The sequence below is a fragment of the Nonomuraea sp. NPDC050404 genome, from assembly GCF_040655495.1.
Lineage (GTDB): Bacteria > Actinomycetota > Actinomycetes > Streptosporangiales > Streptosporangiaceae > Nonomuraea.
This window is the reverse complement of record NZ_JBFAKB010000042.1, coordinates 1-14,618: the sequence shown is the minus strand read 5'-3', so window position 1 is coordinate 14,618 and position 14,618 is coordinate 1. Positions and strand designations below refer to the sequence as shown.

Annotated in this window: 18 protein-coding genes; 3 read left to right on the top strand and 15 right to left on the bottom strand. The window is 63.6% G+C overall.

The window, feature by feature from the left end; genetic code table 11:
• Positions 1–148: 148 nt before the first annotated feature.
• The 12 genes from AB0I81_RS58155 to AB0I81_RS58100 form a co-directional block, all read right to left on the bottom strand.
• Positions 149–1,513 carry a tyrosine-type recombinase/integrase gene (locus tag AB0I81_RS58155; RefSeq protein WP_360677968.1) on the bottom strand — a complete coding sequence of 455 codons (1,365 nt, stop codon included), beginning with the start codon at positions 1,511–1,513 and terminating at the stop codon, positions 149–151.
• The gene (locus tag AB0I81_RS58150; RefSeq protein WP_360677966.1) at positions 1,510–1,701 is read right to left on the bottom strand and encodes a helix-turn-helix domain-containing protein; all 192 of its coding nucleotides are present in this window, start codon (positions 1,699–1,701) and stop codon (positions 1,510–1,512) included. Before AB0I81_RS58150 ends, AB0I81_RS58155 begins: the two co-directional genes overlap by 4 nt.
• Positions 1,698–3,311 carry a replication initiator gene (locus tag AB0I81_RS58145; RefSeq protein WP_360677964.1) on the bottom strand — a complete coding sequence of 538 codons (1,614 nt, stop codon included), beginning with the start codon at positions 3,309–3,311 and terminating at the stop codon, positions 1,698–1,700. The genes AB0I81_RS58150 and AB0I81_RS58145 overlap by 4 nt, the downstream gene beginning before the upstream one ends.
• Positions 3,308–3,457 carry a hypothetical protein gene (locus tag AB0I81_RS58140; protein ID WP_360677962.1) on the bottom strand — a complete coding sequence of 50 codons (150 nt, stop codon included), beginning with the start codon at positions 3,455–3,457 and terminating at the stop codon, positions 3,308–3,310. Before AB0I81_RS58140 ends, AB0I81_RS58145 begins: the two co-directional genes overlap by 4 nt.
• A complete protein-coding gene (locus AB0I81_RS58135) occupies positions 3,454–4,872 on the bottom strand; it encodes an FtsK/SpoIIIE domain-containing protein (RefSeq protein WP_360677960.1) in 1,419 nt (472 codons plus the stop codon). The genes AB0I81_RS58140 and AB0I81_RS58135 overlap by 4 nt, the downstream gene beginning before the upstream one ends.
• A gap of 85 nt (positions 4,873–4,957) precedes the next feature.
• Entirely contained in the window at positions 4,958–5,269 is a 312-nt protein-coding gene (locus AB0I81_RS58130; RefSeq protein ID WP_360677958.1) for a hypothetical protein, read from the bottom strand.
• A complete protein-coding gene (locus AB0I81_RS58125; protein WP_360677956.1) occupies positions 5,266–5,532 on the bottom strand; it encodes a hypothetical protein in 267 nt (88 codons plus the stop codon). The genes AB0I81_RS58130 and AB0I81_RS58125 overlap by 4 nt, the downstream gene beginning before the upstream one ends.
• Entirely contained in the window at positions 5,532–5,957 is a 426-nt protein-coding gene (locus tag AB0I81_RS58120; protein WP_360677954.1) for a plasmid replication, integration and excision activator, read from the bottom strand. Before AB0I81_RS58120 ends, AB0I81_RS58125 begins: the two co-directional genes overlap by 1 nt.
• A 122-nt stretch (positions 5,958–6,079) precedes the next feature.
• A complete protein-coding gene (locus AB0I81_RS58115) occupies positions 6,080–6,796 on the bottom strand; it encodes a GntR family transcriptional regulator (RefSeq protein WP_360677952.1) in 717 nt (238 codons plus the stop codon).
• A gap of 104 nt (positions 6,797–6,900) precedes the next feature.
• A complete protein-coding gene (locus AB0I81_RS58110; RefSeq protein WP_360677950.1) occupies positions 6,901–7,299 on the bottom strand; it encodes a hypothetical protein in 399 nt (132 codons plus the stop codon).
• A 38-nt stretch (positions 7,300–7,337) separates the two neighbouring features.
• Positions 7,338–7,643 carry a hypothetical protein gene (locus tag AB0I81_RS58105; RefSeq protein WP_360677948.1) on the bottom strand — a complete coding sequence of 102 codons (306 nt, stop codon included), beginning with the start codon at positions 7,641–7,643 and terminating at the stop codon, positions 7,338–7,340.
• Entirely contained in the window at positions 7,640–8,053 is a 414-nt protein-coding gene (locus AB0I81_RS58100) for a hypothetical protein (RefSeq protein ID WP_360677946.1), read from the bottom strand. The genes AB0I81_RS58105 and AB0I81_RS58100 overlap by 4 nt, the downstream gene beginning before the upstream one ends.
• A 121-nt stretch (positions 8,054–8,174) precedes the next feature.
• On the opposite strand from AB0I81_RS58100, the gene AB0I81_RS58095 reads away from it, so the two are divergent.
• Positions 8,175–9,392, top strand: a complete 1,218-nt coding sequence (locus tag AB0I81_RS58095) for an XRE family transcriptional regulator (protein ID WP_360677944.1) — start codon at positions 8,175–8,177, stop codon at positions 9,390–9,392.
• Here the strand turns inward: AB0I81_RS58095 and AB0I81_RS58090 are convergent.
• Positions 9,370–9,933 (bottom strand): NUDIX hydrolase, encoded by a 564-nt coding sequence (locus tag AB0I81_RS58090; protein WP_360677942.1) that lies wholly within the window; start codon positions 9,931–9,933, stop codon positions 9,370–9,372. The two genes, AB0I81_RS58095 and AB0I81_RS58090, sit on opposite strands and share 23 nt — an antisense overlap.
• A 175-nt stretch (positions 9,934–10,108) precedes the next feature.
• On the bottom strand, positions 10,109–11,476 hold the full coding sequence (locus tag AB0I81_RS58085) for a DNA cytosine methyltransferase (RefSeq protein ID WP_360677940.1): 1,368 nt from the start codon (positions 11,474–11,476) through the stop codon (positions 10,109–10,111).
• Positions 11,477–11,644: 168 nt separating this feature from the next.
• Here AB0I81_RS58085 and AB0I81_RS58080 point away from each other — a divergent pair, with 168 nt between their 5' ends.
• Together AB0I81_RS58080 and AB0I81_RS58075 are read left to right on the top strand one after the other, a co-directional pair.
• Positions 11,645–13,027 carry an ATP-binding protein gene (locus tag AB0I81_RS58080; RefSeq protein ID WP_360677938.1) on the top strand — a complete coding sequence of 461 codons (1,383 nt, stop codon included), beginning with the start codon at positions 11,645–11,647 and terminating at the stop codon, positions 13,025–13,027.
• Complete coding sequence (locus tag AB0I81_RS58075; RefSeq protein WP_360677936.1) at positions 13,027–13,923, top strand: O-methyltransferase; 897 nt, start codon at positions 13,027–13,029, stop codon at positions 13,921–13,923. Before AB0I81_RS58080 ends, AB0I81_RS58075 begins: the two co-directional genes overlap by 1 nt.
• Before the next feature lie 13 nt (positions 13,924–13,936).
• Here the strand turns inward: AB0I81_RS58075 and AB0I81_RS58070 are convergent, their stop codons facing one another.
• On the bottom strand, positions 13,937–14,359 hold the full coding sequence (locus tag AB0I81_RS58070; protein ID WP_360678119.1) for a very short patch repair endonuclease: 423 nt from the start codon (positions 14,357–14,359) through the stop codon (positions 13,937–13,939).
• Positions 14,360–14,618 lie beyond the last annotated feature (259 nt).

Below are 14,618 nucleotides of genomic sequence, written 5' to 3'. Positions count from 1 at the left end.
CCAAGAGCGGCCCGTTGTCGCAGGTCCACCAATATACGTGCAATGATCTTGAGCGCGTTTCCCCAGGTCGGACGCCAGCCCGGCCAGTATGCGGCCAAGAAGAAGAGCCCCGGTGTGGGCCGGGGCTCTGGATGCGGTCGGTAGGTGGTCATGCGGCGAGGGCATCGCCAATCCGCTGGTTGGCGATCTCCTTTTGGCCGTCGATGCACTTGGCGTAGACCCGCAAGAGGACATCGACGCCGTGGCCCGCTCGTTCGGCCACGTCAGGGGCTGAGACGCCTGCATTGAGCCAGAGCGAGACGGCCGCGTGCCGGAGATCGTATGGGCGCTTGGCGAGCGGTGAGGCGACCTGCGCGGGCGTAAAGGCCAGGAGGCGGGCGTCTTGCCAGACCTCCGTGTAGGCAGTGGAAGCGACGACACCGCCCCGTTCGCTGCAGAAGATGCGACCATCCTTGGCAGTCCCGTACTCGGCGATGTGCTCGCGGAGGATCGTGACGAGTTCGGGAGGGATGGGCACCGGGCGGACGTCTTGTCTGCCCCGATGCTTGAGGCCGCGTACTTCGTGCGCGTCCCCATTGTCGGTCCACTGGGTGTTGACCTCTGGCCGGGACACGTCGATCGTGAGCCGTCCCCATCCCGACGTGGGCAGGTGGCAGTCCTGAAGGCGGAGACCCACCGCTTCGGCCGGGCGCAGGGCGGCGTAGTACATACAGGCGAAGAGAGCCATGAGCCGCCGGCCCCTGCCGCGCCGTCCAACGTAGGTCACCGCGGTCAGCAACTCCTGGGCCTGGCGAGGGTTCACCACGACGCGTGCGTCTACCGTCTCGGTCGTCTTCGGCGGCTTCCATTTGACCTTGTGCAGCGGATTTGCCGAAAGTTCGTTCAGCTCCACCGCGTACTCCAGAAGCGCGTGGAAGACGGCGCGCTTGCGGGCGATGGTCGTGGAGGCCGCCGCCTTGCCGTCGAGGCACAGCGTCAGGGCGTGCAGGGCGAGTCGCGCTGTCTTGGCCTCCTCCAGGCTCGCCAGGTCGAGCGAAGCCGCCTTCAGCCAGGCTGCCGCAGCGGCGTGCTGCTGTGGGACGTCCGCGCGCTTGTCCTCTGGCAGCAGGAGAACCTTACGCAGGACGGTACGAAGCTCACGGGGGTCGGGGCGACCTGCGCGATCCTTGGTGAGCGCGGGCAAGACCGTGGCGAGGGCGTCGGAGATGCTGTCTCGGCTCTTGGCCGCCGCGTGCGGCCACTTCATCTCTATGAACGCCTGCGCGAACTCCAGGATGCTCTTGGCGTCCTTGGCCTTGAGCATCGAGGCGGGTAGCCCGGACTCCACGTCGAACGCTTCACCGCGCTTGGCCGCCTGCCGTAGGTCGGACAGGAAGCTGTCGGCCAGGGCCTTGGTCCGGTAAGTCTTTGAGGAGCGCTTGCGGGCGACTGACCAGCGGACCACGTACGACGGGGTTTTGCTGGACTTGTTCCGGGCGATCTCGAAGAATTTCACGTCGTAGGAGGTCGTCATGCGGCGCTCCGGAGAGATTCGAGCCAGGCGTTGAGATCGCTGCGGTAGATGCGTAGTTCGCCGTTGGGCAGGCGGATGCCGTCGGGTGCCTTGCCGATCTCGCGCCAGCGGTAGAAGGTGCGGCGGGAGACTCCGCCGAGCTCGTTGAGGACTTGGCGGACGGTCAGTAGCTCGTCGTGCTTGGTCACGCGGCACTCCCCATGGCCTCTGTTGCCGAAAAGTCCTGTCCGGCTGCTCTGGCTTCCAGCTCTCTGAGGTGGGCGCGCCAGCGTTGACGTTCGTGGACGGAGCGGAGGAGCCGGACGGCGAGCGGTGGCACGTTGGCGTCTCCGGCCGATATGGGCCGCCAGATGTAGCGGTGTGGGTCGGTGGGCTCGTCGGCCTGGCCGAGGGCTTCCAGGACCCAGGTGCGGCGGTCCTGCTTGTGCTCGGCGAGGGTCTTGTTGCTCCACTTGCGAGAAACCAGGACGCGGCGTCCGGCGTAGCCGAGGTGTTCGGGCTTGTGGGCCTTGCCACGGCAGCGACCGGGGAGCATGCCGGGTTTGGCGTCCTTGGGCTGGATGCCGTAGCGGAGCCAGTTCGGGCAGGTGGGTGAGCAGGGTTCGTAGCGCAGGGCATCGAGCATGCGGGCGGCGTGCTGTTGCTGGGCCTGGCCGCCGTTGAGGGCGTCGCCGAGGGATTTGGTGAGGTACTTGGACAGGTAGCGGATGCATTGGTCGGCGTCCGGGGTGCCGGCGAGCACGCCTTGGGCATCGACCTGTTCGCCGAAGCGGATGACGTGGAGGGGGTCGGCGTCCTCGTCGAGCGCGTCGAGGGCTTCAGTCCAGGTGGGCAGGACTTCGCTGGTAGCCGGGTTGAGGTAGCCGATGCTGTCCTGCCAGAGGGGCATGTGGGTGCCGTCGAAGACGACTTCGTCAGCCTGTGGCCACCAGACCTGGTGGTAGGTGGCGGCGGCGATCTGCTTGATCTCCGCTCGTGGGAGCGTTCCACGAATGGCCATGTGCAGGTGCGGCGCGAGGCGCTTCTGAGGCTCCACGGAGGCGAAGTACTGCACGTCATAGCCCGCGACGCGGCGCAGGTTCTGTACGAAGCGATCAACGAGCTTGGAGAAGTGCAGCGCGTCCCGCGCGGCCCGCCGGTAGTTGTAGGTCTGCGCATCGATGGGGAAGCCGTCGCGAACCCTGCCGTAGCTGGGCAGGGTGAGTGTGACGAACAGCGACGGCCGGTAGGTTCTGCCGTCCGTGCCTTGGAAGGTGCGTCCCAGGGTGGTGGGGGTCATCGTGCGCTTGGGCAGGTCGGGTGCGTCCTGCCGCCGCTTGGTCGAGCGGGAGCGCTTTACGGCGGTACGGCCGAGCACGTTGCCGCGCATACCTGCGGCGTTGATCTCCTCGTCCAGGCCGGTGATGATCGCGTCCAGGTCGGTGGTGTCGTCGCCGGCCTTTTCAGCGGCGTCACGCTGAGCCTGGTAGTCGGCGCGGAACTCCACCAGCCAGCGCTGTTCCTCATTCGCCTCATCGGGCGTGATGGCCGGTTCGGCGTCGAGGTGCCAGCCCTCACGGCACTGGGCCTTGCGGAGCTGCTTGGTGCGCTTGGCACACGGCGGGCACTTGCCGTCGAGGGTGGCCCCACACGGGACGTCGATGATCTCAGACTTACCGGTGACGATGTCGAGCCGCTTGAGCGGGATGGGCCGGATACAGACCCCGTGGAGCTTGGCGACCTCTTCGAGCACGTCGCGGGCCATCGGCATGGCCTGACGGACGGCGCGGGGCAGGGCGCGGTCGTGCGCATGGGTCACAGGGACCTCCCTTCGTTGGGGACGGTGAGGGTCAGCGCGCTTTGGCCGCACTGGTGGCACGCGACCAGGGCGCGGACCGGGTCGAGCCAGAGAACGTTCAGGGTGCGGCAGATGGCGCAGCGCAGGCCATCAAGCAGGTGAGTCATGCGGCCTGCCTGTAGTAGGCGACCATGGCGCGGATGTCGGCATCGGAGACGTAGGCGGCGCGGACCCGGATCGGTTCGGGAGATGCCTCCAGCCGCATGTACGCGACCCCAGCCCCGAGCTCCGGGACGGGGGAGATGTGGTCGGCGAGGGCGCCCCGGTCGCGTGCGCCGTCGCCGAGGACCATGTCCACCTGCTCGGACTCATCCAGCCGGAGGGCGATCTTGTCGGGGAACAGGTTGCGGATGTTCATGACCTCCTTGCGCGGGTCCTGAAGGGCGGCCATGACGCCGACGCCAACGGAGCGGCCTTGAGTGGCGAGGGTGGCCAGGGCGGCGGAGATGCGCTGCCGCAGTTGCCGGTCGGGTTGGTAGGCGGTCAGGAACGCGACCTCGTCGACGAGCACCAGGACGAACGGGTCGGCGATGGTCGGTTCGTGGGAGCGCTGGAGTCCGGCGAAGCGGGCGGCGCGCTTCTGCATGACGGAGACGGCCTCGTCGAGCAGGTCGGCGCAGTCGGCCGGGTCGGCGGCGTAGCGGCCTTGGAACAGCTCCCGGCCGAAGGACAGCTCCATCAGCTTGGGGTCGAGGGCCCAGACTTCGGCCAGGCCCACCCGCATCGCCGGGAGCAGCCCGCGGACGGTGTCCCACAGGAAGGAGCCCTTGCCGGCCCCGGTCGCGCCCGCGATCAGGACATGGGTGCCGTGCACTTTGAGCCGCAGCGGTCGGCCGTCCTCCTGCTTGCCGATCTCGACCGGTCCGACCGATGGTTCCTCCGGGATGGGCAGCGCAGGCATCGGGGCGGCCAGCGGGTCACTGCGCGGGAAGGTCAGCAACAGCCGGCCACCCTTGACGAGCGCGACCCGGCAGGAGGTGGCGCCGAAGCCTTGGGTGAGGTTGTCGATGCGGTCGGACCAGTCCTTGACCGCCTGCCCGGCGAGCATCCGGACGGTGATGCGGTCGGCCCAGCCGTCGCAGGTGACGCGCAGCAGGCGCGGCATGTAGACGCGGCCGTTGACGCGCTTGGCCAGGCCGGAGACGTCCATGACGCCGTTCCAGTGACGCCGGTAGACCGCCATCAGTCGCCACCAGGCCAGCAGCCGGAAGCCGACGAGACGGGCGAACAGATCGCCGTCCGTGCAAGCCCAGCCGAGCAGCGACAGCACGACGAAGCTGAGCGTGGACGCCGCAGCAGGCCAGCCGAACCAGTACCAGATGCCGCCCAGGGCGACCGGGATGGCGACGGCGACCGGATGCCGCCAGGTGGTGCGGACGAGGGCGGACAGGAAGCGCCAGCCGTAGATGAGGAAGGTGACGAGGGCGGGGGTCTTGAGTACGGCCGGGCGGAAGACGACGGCCGTATCGGGCGTGGTGGAGACGAGGTTGCGCGCCTCGTCGCCAGGCAGCCGCTTGAACATAAGCTGGGTACCTCTCGTGATGCGGAAGTCAGGGGAGAACCGAGGGGCCGCCGGAAGTTGCCGCTTCCAGCGGCCCCGCTTCGTGTCAGACCGTGTCGCCGGCGTCCTCGGCCGACTGTTCGGCGTGCAGGTGCTCGCAATCAGCGAGGTAGCGAGCGGCGGCGTTGAAGATCTCGTGTGCCGTAGTGAGGTCTGCGTCGGTGATCGGCCCGGCTCCGGTGGTGGAGACGTGCACGCTCGCCTCAGCGGAGTAGAGCTCCAGGTACGGGCGCGGGCTGGTGAGCAGGAGACCGGCGCGGATCTTGAGGTCAGGCGTGTGGAAGGAGATGCCGACGTACGGCGTGGACTCCGGTCGCAGGGACAGGGTGACGTAGGTGTAGGGCCGGTGTTCGCTCACGCCGCCATCCCCTGACCATCGGGCAGGCCGTAGAAGCTGCGCTCCAGGGAGCGGGCGAAGCGATGGGCCGCGTGGGCGAGCTGGCGGGCGAACTCCAGGTCGTCTGCCGTCACGGGTCCGTTGGTGGTGACCAGGACGGAGGTGGCGCCGAAGTCGAGCGCCAGGACGGGCTCACGGCGGGCGAACGGGTGGTTCATGGTGCGGGCGGCGTTTCCGGTGGTCAGTCGGATCACGCTGTTGCGCGGGGTACGGCGTCGGGTCATCAGGCGGCGTCCTTTGCGGCCGAAGCCTTGCTCGTGGCGGGCTGGGTGGTCTGGCGGGGTGCGTGCATCTCGCGGACCTTGATCGAGTACGCGAGGCGGCCGGTGGCGTTGACGTAGGGCGTGACCGTGATGGCGTTGAATTCGACCGGCGTGAACGGCAGCCCCGGCATGGGTTGCGGGGGCACCGGCTGGACCGGCGCGAGGATCTTGACCGCCACCGTCTTCTGGGCGGGCTTGAGGGTCGGGTCACCGTCCAAGACCGCGACCTGCCAGACCAGTTCTCCGGTCTGCTTGTCGCGCGCCTGCACGAACCGGCCGTTGGACGAGGCATCGAAGTCCTTGACGGGCTCGACCTCGCCGACGACGTAGCAGCCGTGCGGGAAGACCATGGTGTAGGTGACGGGGATGGGTCCCTGAATGGCCATGCTGTTCCTCTCGATAGCGGAGGAGAGCTCTTCAATCGCTCGTCCACTTGTCCGCATGAGTTGAGAGTAAGTGACGGCAACTCGTCCGCACAAGTGGTTGAGCCGTAAGTGGCGGGTAAGAGTTAGCTCACCTTGAAGACATCTTCGAGCTCATGCAGACTTCCAGGCAGCGCCAGGCTCACCACCATTAGCACCAGGCCGGCCGCATCATGCACAGTGGCCAGCACGCCGAGCACCGGGTTCGACGACCCAAGCAACTCGGCCTCATCCTTGGTGGGCTTGCGCGCGCTGACGCGCTCGGTGATGTGGTCGAAGCGCAGATGCTTGACCGACTGAAGATGCTGGCGGATGCCCCGCCGCAGCGGTTCGGGCTTGTCCAGATCGGTGCCGATGGCGTGTTCCAGCGGCACCCAAATGGTCTCTACCCCCGAGACGACCTCGGCTTGCCGCGCCACTCTCTTCCGCGAGATCAACGGAGTTCCCTCGGCGACACCCAGCAGCCGCGCGACATGGCGAGGAGCCGGAACGCGCCCCGCCTCCAAGACCGCATCGGCACTCTCGCCCAGCTCGGTCGCGCTCAAGCTGGGATGGACGATCTCGGCCGCGCTCTGAGGGCGGCCTTTGACGAACGACCCGCGCCCATGCTCACGTTCGATCCACCCTTGCATGGCCAGGGTCTGAAGGGCGCGCACGACAGTGGTACGGCCGACGCCGAGTTCGCGCACGAGCTGGGTCTCAGAGGGCAGCATGTCACCCGGGGCGTACTCGCCCGATTCGATCCGCTCCTGGATCGTCCGCATGACCTGCGCGTATTTGGGTGGAGCGAAATCCATGCCCATCTCAACCGCCCATTCGCTCTTCCACTCGTGCGCATAAGCACACTATCGGTTGAGGCATCGCCTGTCAGTCGCCCTCATCCAAAGGACAGCAGGATGTAACCGGCTCAAGAGCCCTTCACCATGGCTACGCACGAGGGGCACGCTCTGGACACAGTCGCAGAGAAGGGCACCGACCAGCCGCACACCGGTAGCGGCCTGGCCGGCGATGTGCACATCGCCACCTTGGCGCCCGGCACCACAGCGTGCAGCGTGATGGACCGCCCCCTCTTCGTCCACCCGATCACATACGCCAAGGGAGCACGCACCTTGATCGGCTCCTTCAAGTCGAGGTCATCCCATCGCAGCGGCCAGCGCCGGAGGCCGCCCGGCAGATCCCAGACTTCACCGTCGAGCCGGACCAAGGCCGTCGTGCCATTGCTCAGCTCTGCCACCACCACACCCTCACGCCCGATCAGTGCCAAGCGATGAGCCTGCGTGAGCGCATGACTATGGAACGTGTCCACGATCGTCGCCCTCCAGCCGACACGCGACTCCGCCCGGCTCATGACGGCTGCACGCTCTGCCGGGAGCGGAGTTCGGCGTAACGCATCGCGATCCGGTGAGCCGCCCGAAAAGGATCATCCGCCGGATGCCACGCATAAATGACCCGGTGTCGATCGGCATTCCATCCGGTACGCCACCAGAACCGCCCACCATCGCACCAGACGACCAGACCCACCCAGACCGAAACCAGAGCCAGCCCATAACCATCATGAACCTCGGCGTCGATTCCGTCGTGACGCAATTGCTGTTGAAGGAGTTCGGCCGATCGACAGGGATCACTGCCGATCAGCATCCGGGCGATCATTTGGCGGTCCGCTCAAAAAGGACAGAACCCGCCGGATCGAGGTATGCCCGGAAGATATGACGGCTTGACAAAGCGTCAGGACCCGCGCCGAAGTCAAAGACCTTGTGCACGATACTGCCCCGAACAGAGACATCACCCGGTATCCCCCGCATCGCCTTGCGCAGCTCGTCCATCGCCGTGGCCTGGAACGCTGCCGATCCGCATGGCCCCAGGGCATCACCCTGCTTGGAGGGGATGCGGACCTCCCACTCGAACCGCTCCTGTGGCGTCTCGGCCGGCCCCGGACAGTGCAGGCAATCCTCCTGAGCGGATGCCGCCAGACCCAACCCGGTGGCCGCTACATGGCCGCGCCGAGTGACGATCTTCCAGCCCCGCCCGTCGCACTCTGTGCATCTGATTGGCGTTGTCATGCCGGACAGCATGAATGCCCATACTTTTCAGACCTATCCCACGCTGATATACGACCATGGGATATAGGCTCCGCCGCGCAAGGGAATGAATCATCCGGGCGCGAAAAGCCGGAGGTCAGCAATGCAGAATGGCGCGTTCGACCCCATTGACCTACCCGTCGCCGTCTGGGAAAAGGAACAGACCCGGGAACTTCTCAGAAAGCGCGACATCGCCGGACTTTTCGGCATCGCAGCAAAATACGGCGCCAGCCAGGTCCGCATCGGCACCGCCACCGGCCTCGGCCAGCCCCGCGTCAACGCCATCCTGCACGGCAACGGAACGATCAAAGAACTCGCCGTCATCGAGCGCATCGCCTCCGGCCTACGCCTGCCCGACCACGCCCGCATGCTCCTCGGCCTGGCCCCGCTCGACACCGCCTCACCCACCGGCGACCACAACGACGAACACCAGGAACAAACCACCGACCTCATCGCCCGTCTCGACGCCGCCTCAGCAGTAGACCCCACCACGGTCATGATCCTCCGCACCGACACCAACAACCTGCGCCTGCTGGACCGCCGCCTCGGAGGCCCCGCCATCGCCGATAAGATGCACGCCCAGATAGCCCAGATCCAGCGCGCCCACCGCCACGCCATCCGCCCCGCCATCCGCGCCCAATTGGCGCACCTGCTCGCCGAGACCGCATCACTGGCCGGCTGGCAGGCCATCAACACCCTGGCACTCAACGACGCCTGGACCCACTACGAGCGCGCCAAGGCCGCCGGGTACGAGGCGGACGACCCGGCCCTCCTCGCTTATGTCTCCGGTGAGCAGGCATACGTCCTCATGGAACTCGGCCGCCCCGCCGAAGCCACCGAACTCCTCCAGCACGTCCACCAGCAGCACCACGCCCACGTACCGGCCCGACTCCGCACCTGGCTCTCAGCCGCCGAAGCAGAAGCCGCCGCCATCCTCGGCGACGAGACCACCTGCCGCGCAGCTCTTCACCAGGCCACCGCCCTAATGCCCGAAGGGGACGGAGACCCGGACATGCCCTACCTGTCCATCAACGCCCACCACATCGCCCGCTGGCGCGGCAACTGCCTCGTCCGCTTCGGCGACCCCGACACCGCCGAAGACCTACGCTCAGCCCTCGCCGGCATGGATGGCACCTACAACAGAGCCGAATCCGGCGTCCGCTGCGACCTCGGCCACGCCCTCCTGGCCCTCGGGGACCCCGAAGCCGCCCAACCCCACATCCAACGCGCTCAGCATCTGGCCACCATGACCGGCAGCCGCCGGCAGCGTCGCCGCATCGACGAACTGGCGAGAGCGGTCAACCACGTCCTCGGCCGTTGAGCCACACCTGAGCCTGAAGCAACCCGATCAACGTCCCGGAGGTCCAGATGTCCCCGCGGGCAATCATGTCCGGGATCTCGCTCATGGGGACCCATTCGAGCCGGTCGGCCTCCACCTCACCCTCAGGCTTGCCCACCAGCTCGGCCCCATAGGCCACGAACAAGATGTGCTCGGAGTCGACCATCCCCGCCATCGGCTGATACGAGACCAGACGCTCAAGGCCCGCCAGCCGATATCCGGTCTCCTCCTCCACCTCCCGCAGAGCCGTGACCATCGGATCTTCACCCGCCTCGATCAACCCACCGGGAAGCTCCCACCCCCACCGATCGAACACAAACCGGTGACGCCACATCAGCAAGACACGATTCTGCTCATCCAGCACGACGGCGATCGCGGCCCGATCAAGATGCACCACGTGATGCTCGAACCGTTCCCCGCCTGGGATCTCCACATCAGCCAGCCCCAACCGGATCCACCGGTTGTCATAGACCAGCCGCTCCCCGTGCACAACCCACCGGGTAAGTTCAGTGTCTTCGCCCACACTGCGAAACTACCGCCTGGCTGATATCCAGTACATGGGCTTCTGATCGGAAGCCAGGGGAGATGGGGCGCGGACGAGGAACTGGAGAGCCTGTCAACTTGGTTTCCGGACCTTGCTCGTATGGGCCACTCTGTTGGCAACGGCTGCACATCCTGTGCAACAGGACCACAACCGCCTAAATCACCGATACCGGGTGAATCACGGCCGCACGGGATGTCGAAGACGTGCTGGCCCGTACGCGCGGTTTACGTTTCCGTGGAGGGGGGGCCTCATTGGGGTTTCCTGCGACCGCTATTAGTGCCTCTTGCGGTGACATTCGTAGCAGGGTTTCTTTTCCGAATGGGAGAGCAACGCGGCCGCGCGACGGAATCGATCCAAGACTTCGCGCGATCTCTATGCCCACTCCCCGCGCTAGTAGAGGCGGCACCGAATTGCCTATCTGGCGGTGGCCATGCCAATTGGTCACATTGAAACGGAACCAGTCGGGGAACGAGTGGAGTCGTGCGGCTTCACGTACAGTGATAGCGCGCGGGAAATAAGGGTGCACAGGTCGAGGCGAAGTGAAGGCGCCTCGCTCTCTGCCAGTTCCCGCTCTAAGCGTCCTAGCTTGCTTACAAGGATCGAGCCGATAACACCTACTGACTGGCTCCTCTTTTCCTTGAGGAGTCGCGTCGAAACGCTCTATAGACGTGGTGCTATGTCTCGTCAGCAACGAGTTGGTAAGCCGAAGCCTGTTCCACTGGCGTGGACGGGCGCGATCCAAAGGATCTCGCTCGACACCTGACATGTAGCGAGCGTAGTTCGAAGTTGCTGCGTCTAGAGAAGCTATGTCTGAAGTAGATAGTTCAACGCTGTCGCCCACCCATAGTCCCTCGTATCGCGATGGATCGGGAAGGCCGTCGAAGGCCTGTTCGACTGTTACGGTCGCTAGCTTACTCGCTCTAGATATGGTGATCGGTGAGACAAGAGAGCCAACCACCAGCAGTCGCCTGCGATTTTGAGGAACGCCGAAATCTGCAGCATTTAAGGGTCCATCTGAACCTGTTATGCAATAGCCAGCCTCAGCGAGGGAGGCGAGGGCTTGCTCTCTGACTTCGTCGTGCCGCGGTTCTAGCAGGCCTGGAACATTTTCGAGACAGAAAACTTGGGGTCTTATCTCGACAACCAAACGTACGAACTCAAGCAGCAATTGGTTTCTCTCGTCGTCAAGCTGACGCCTGCCTCCGACGGAGAAGCCTTGGCAGGATGGTCCTCCAATCACCGCGTCAACTACTCCGTCCCAAGCAGGGCCCGTAGGATGATGCCGCCGCCATCCACGACGCGCTGCCTCCAGAAGATCATGGGCGCCCACCTGGCGGGCATCTCGGCACAGAACCTCGGTGAGGGGAAAGTTGAAATGGTGCGTTGTTGCATGAATCGGGTCATACTCTAGAGCGGCCAGTACGTCAAAGCCGGCCTGCTCAAACCCCAAGGACAACCCGCCGACGCCAGCGAAGAGGTCAATAGCTACCAGTCGCCGGCGCGTGAACTTCGTCGGGCTCACCCTCGACACCCCGTCCCTCCAGCGTCTCGACTACAGAGTGACGATCGCACATCATCGGCTATGTATGCCAGCGAACGCGCCATGCATCTGGATCGTGATGGTTTAGTGATCAACCCTTGCCGAACCTCGCGCGTCTAGGGATCATGCGGTTGACGACAAGGAGTCTGGATGTCCGAGGTACAGGACCTGCGCTACAGGGTGCATGCCAACCCGGAGAAGCGCTTCTTCATCAACATGCTGGTGAAGGACATCGAACTGCTGCCCGCCATCCTCGACCTCGTAGACAACAGCGTCGATGGTGCACGACGCCTGCGGGGCAAGGGCCCTTACGACGATCTGCACGTAGATCTCAAGGTCAGCGAGCATGAGTTCCGCATATCCGACAATTGCGGAGGGATCGACCTGGATACAGCTCGAAATTATGCTTTTCGCTTCGGGCGTCCCCAAGAATTCGTAGGCACCGCCGGTTCGGTCGGAGAGTTCGGGGTGGGCATGAAGCGGGCACTTTTCAAGCTCGGCAAAGGATTCGTAATCGACTCCAGAGGTCAGAGTACTCGCTTCGTGCTAGACGTGAACGTGGATGAATGGGCAAGAGAACCCGGATCAGATTGGTCCTTTACCCTTTCTGAGATTGACGAGGATTATCATCCGGAAGGTCGCGATGGAGTGGGTACAGATATACTTGTGGGCCCGCTTCACGAAAGCGTGACGGAGGATTTCTCCTCTTCGCAAACGCTCGCCAGTCTCAAGTATCAGCTTCGCTTGCGCCATCGAGAGGCTATGTCTCAAGGTCTACGCATTACCTTGAACGACGACCCTATCATTCCGTTCACCCCTCAGCTCATGACTGGGTACGGAGTTGTACCAATCTTCCGCTCCTTCCACATTATGCAAGGAGAAGAGGTAGTAAACGTTCGTCTCTATGCTGGTGTGCGTCTCACGGAGCGCGAAGCAGCAACGGTAGACGACGACCAGGCGGAACTGTTCCGTACTGAACGAGATGCGGGATGGTATGTGTTCTGCAATAACCGCCTGCTGATCGCGGCTGATCGTAGCAGCTTGACTGGGTGGGGGAACGGACAACCTGTCTATCATCCTCAATACAGGCAGTTCCGGGGCTATGTTTTTCTCGATGCTGTTGCATCAGAATTGCTTCCATGGAACACCACTAAGACTGGAATAGACCAGGATTCAAGAATCTGGCGTCGCGTTTTCTCCGAAATGCTTCAGGCTGGCCAAGAAGTTGTAACTATGCTGAACAAGATCAAGGCTGAGCGACAGGTGTCTGAATCAGATGGCGAACGGCCGATCAGCGTCGCGCTATCCAAGGCAACGGCAGCGCCACTTGCGGAGATAAGAGCGTCAGACAAGCTTTCTTATCCTCAACCTCCCAAACCAGCCGCCAAGCCCGCTGTGCGAAAAATTCAATACTCAGTAGAACTCGACCGTTTCGAGCAAGTTACGGCGGTTCTCGGAACCAGCTCGGTCGCTGAGGTTGGGCGGAAGACTTTCGACTTCTTCTATCGCTATCAGGTGGGGGATGAGGGCTGATGGCGGCGTTTGCGTACAGTGCTCGACCGTCGAAAGCTGTTCAGCGCCACATGGTAGTTGACGTATGTCGGCGACTGATTGCGTTCAATCAGTTGAAGAGTTATCAGTACGTCGGATTCGGTGGGATCGAGTTCATCGACTTTGAGATGGTACACAGAGGGCTAGGCATCACTACTATGACCTCTATCGAATCAGATCGCTCGATAGACCGGTACCGCTTCAATGCGCCTTTCAAGGCGATCACTGTGCTACCGGGGCGAGCGTGTGACCAGCTTCCGTCCTTAGACTGGGACCGTCCCAGTATCGTCTGGCTCGACTACGTAAGCAGATTGAACGAGGAGGTTATTTCTGACATTCGGCTGCTCTGCGGTCGCCTCATGAGTGGAAGCGCGCTTTTCGTAACGGTGAACTGTCATCCCCTGAATCTACTACAAGATAGATTGGAGGATCTCGCACGTATGATCGGAGAGGATCGCGTGCCGCCTGGCGTATCGAATGATTCGCTCGCAGTTTGGGGGTTGGCCGAAGTGCAAGGGCGCGTAATGTCCGACCTGATAACAGCCGGGCTTCGTGAACGAACCACGCCAGCCCGTTGGGCTCAGGTGCTCGACATTTACTATGCGGACAATGCGAAAATGCAGACTCTGGGTGGAATCGTTGTCAGTCGAGAGGACCAGGAGAAGTTTGAAACATGCCGATTCGAAGAACTCGATTTTGTTAGGTTGCAGCGTGGTGCTCCACTGAAGGTTCGTGTTCCGTTGTTGACAGCCAAGGAGCGACGAGCTTTAGAGGAGCAGCTTCCCCTCGCATCCGGACAGGAACTGAAGGCCGACTGGCTGTCTGAGGCGGACCGTTCGGCTTATATGCAGGTATACCGATATTGCGCAACGCCTTAGATGTCAGCGAGCCTCAGATGGAGACGCCCTTGAGAAGGCTATAGACCCTTCTCGCAGCATCGGTAGGCGATTCGTGTTCCCATACACGAATCACTCTCCATCCGGACTCTGTTAGTAGCCGATTGGTTTCCGCATCTCGTTCTTTATTGCGTGAAATCTTAGCTCCCCAGTAGTCGATGCTTGTGCGAGACGGCACATAGTGCTGTGGGCAACCATGCCAATAGCAACCGTCTAGAAACACCGCGACGCGGCTGCTCTTGAATACCATGTCTGCGGTTCGGCGGAGATTGGGAAGCGGCTTATCGGCCACGCGGAAGCGCAGGCCGAGCGCATGTACGGCGGATCGTAGCGCTAACTCAGGTTTCGTATCTCTGGATCGATTTCCACGCATGCTTGCTCTGCTCCGGGGAGTAGATGCTTCCGGTACCTTCGCCATCATGACTCACAGCCTACGCATCGACTCGCCTATGCTGTGATACGCAACCACATCGCAGTAGTTCTGCAAGCCGTACCCACACGCGCGCTTACGCATCCTCCCGCAGTTTCATGCGAGGAGAGGCTTACGTGGGTGCTGTGTGTTGCCGAATTGGTCCTATAGAGATCAAGCGGCGGCGCGGCGCGCCGCCGTACCCCCGGCCCTCCGCCCGCCCGCCGTCCGGGCGTGCGGCCTGGGGGCCGGTCCCGGACGGCGGCGG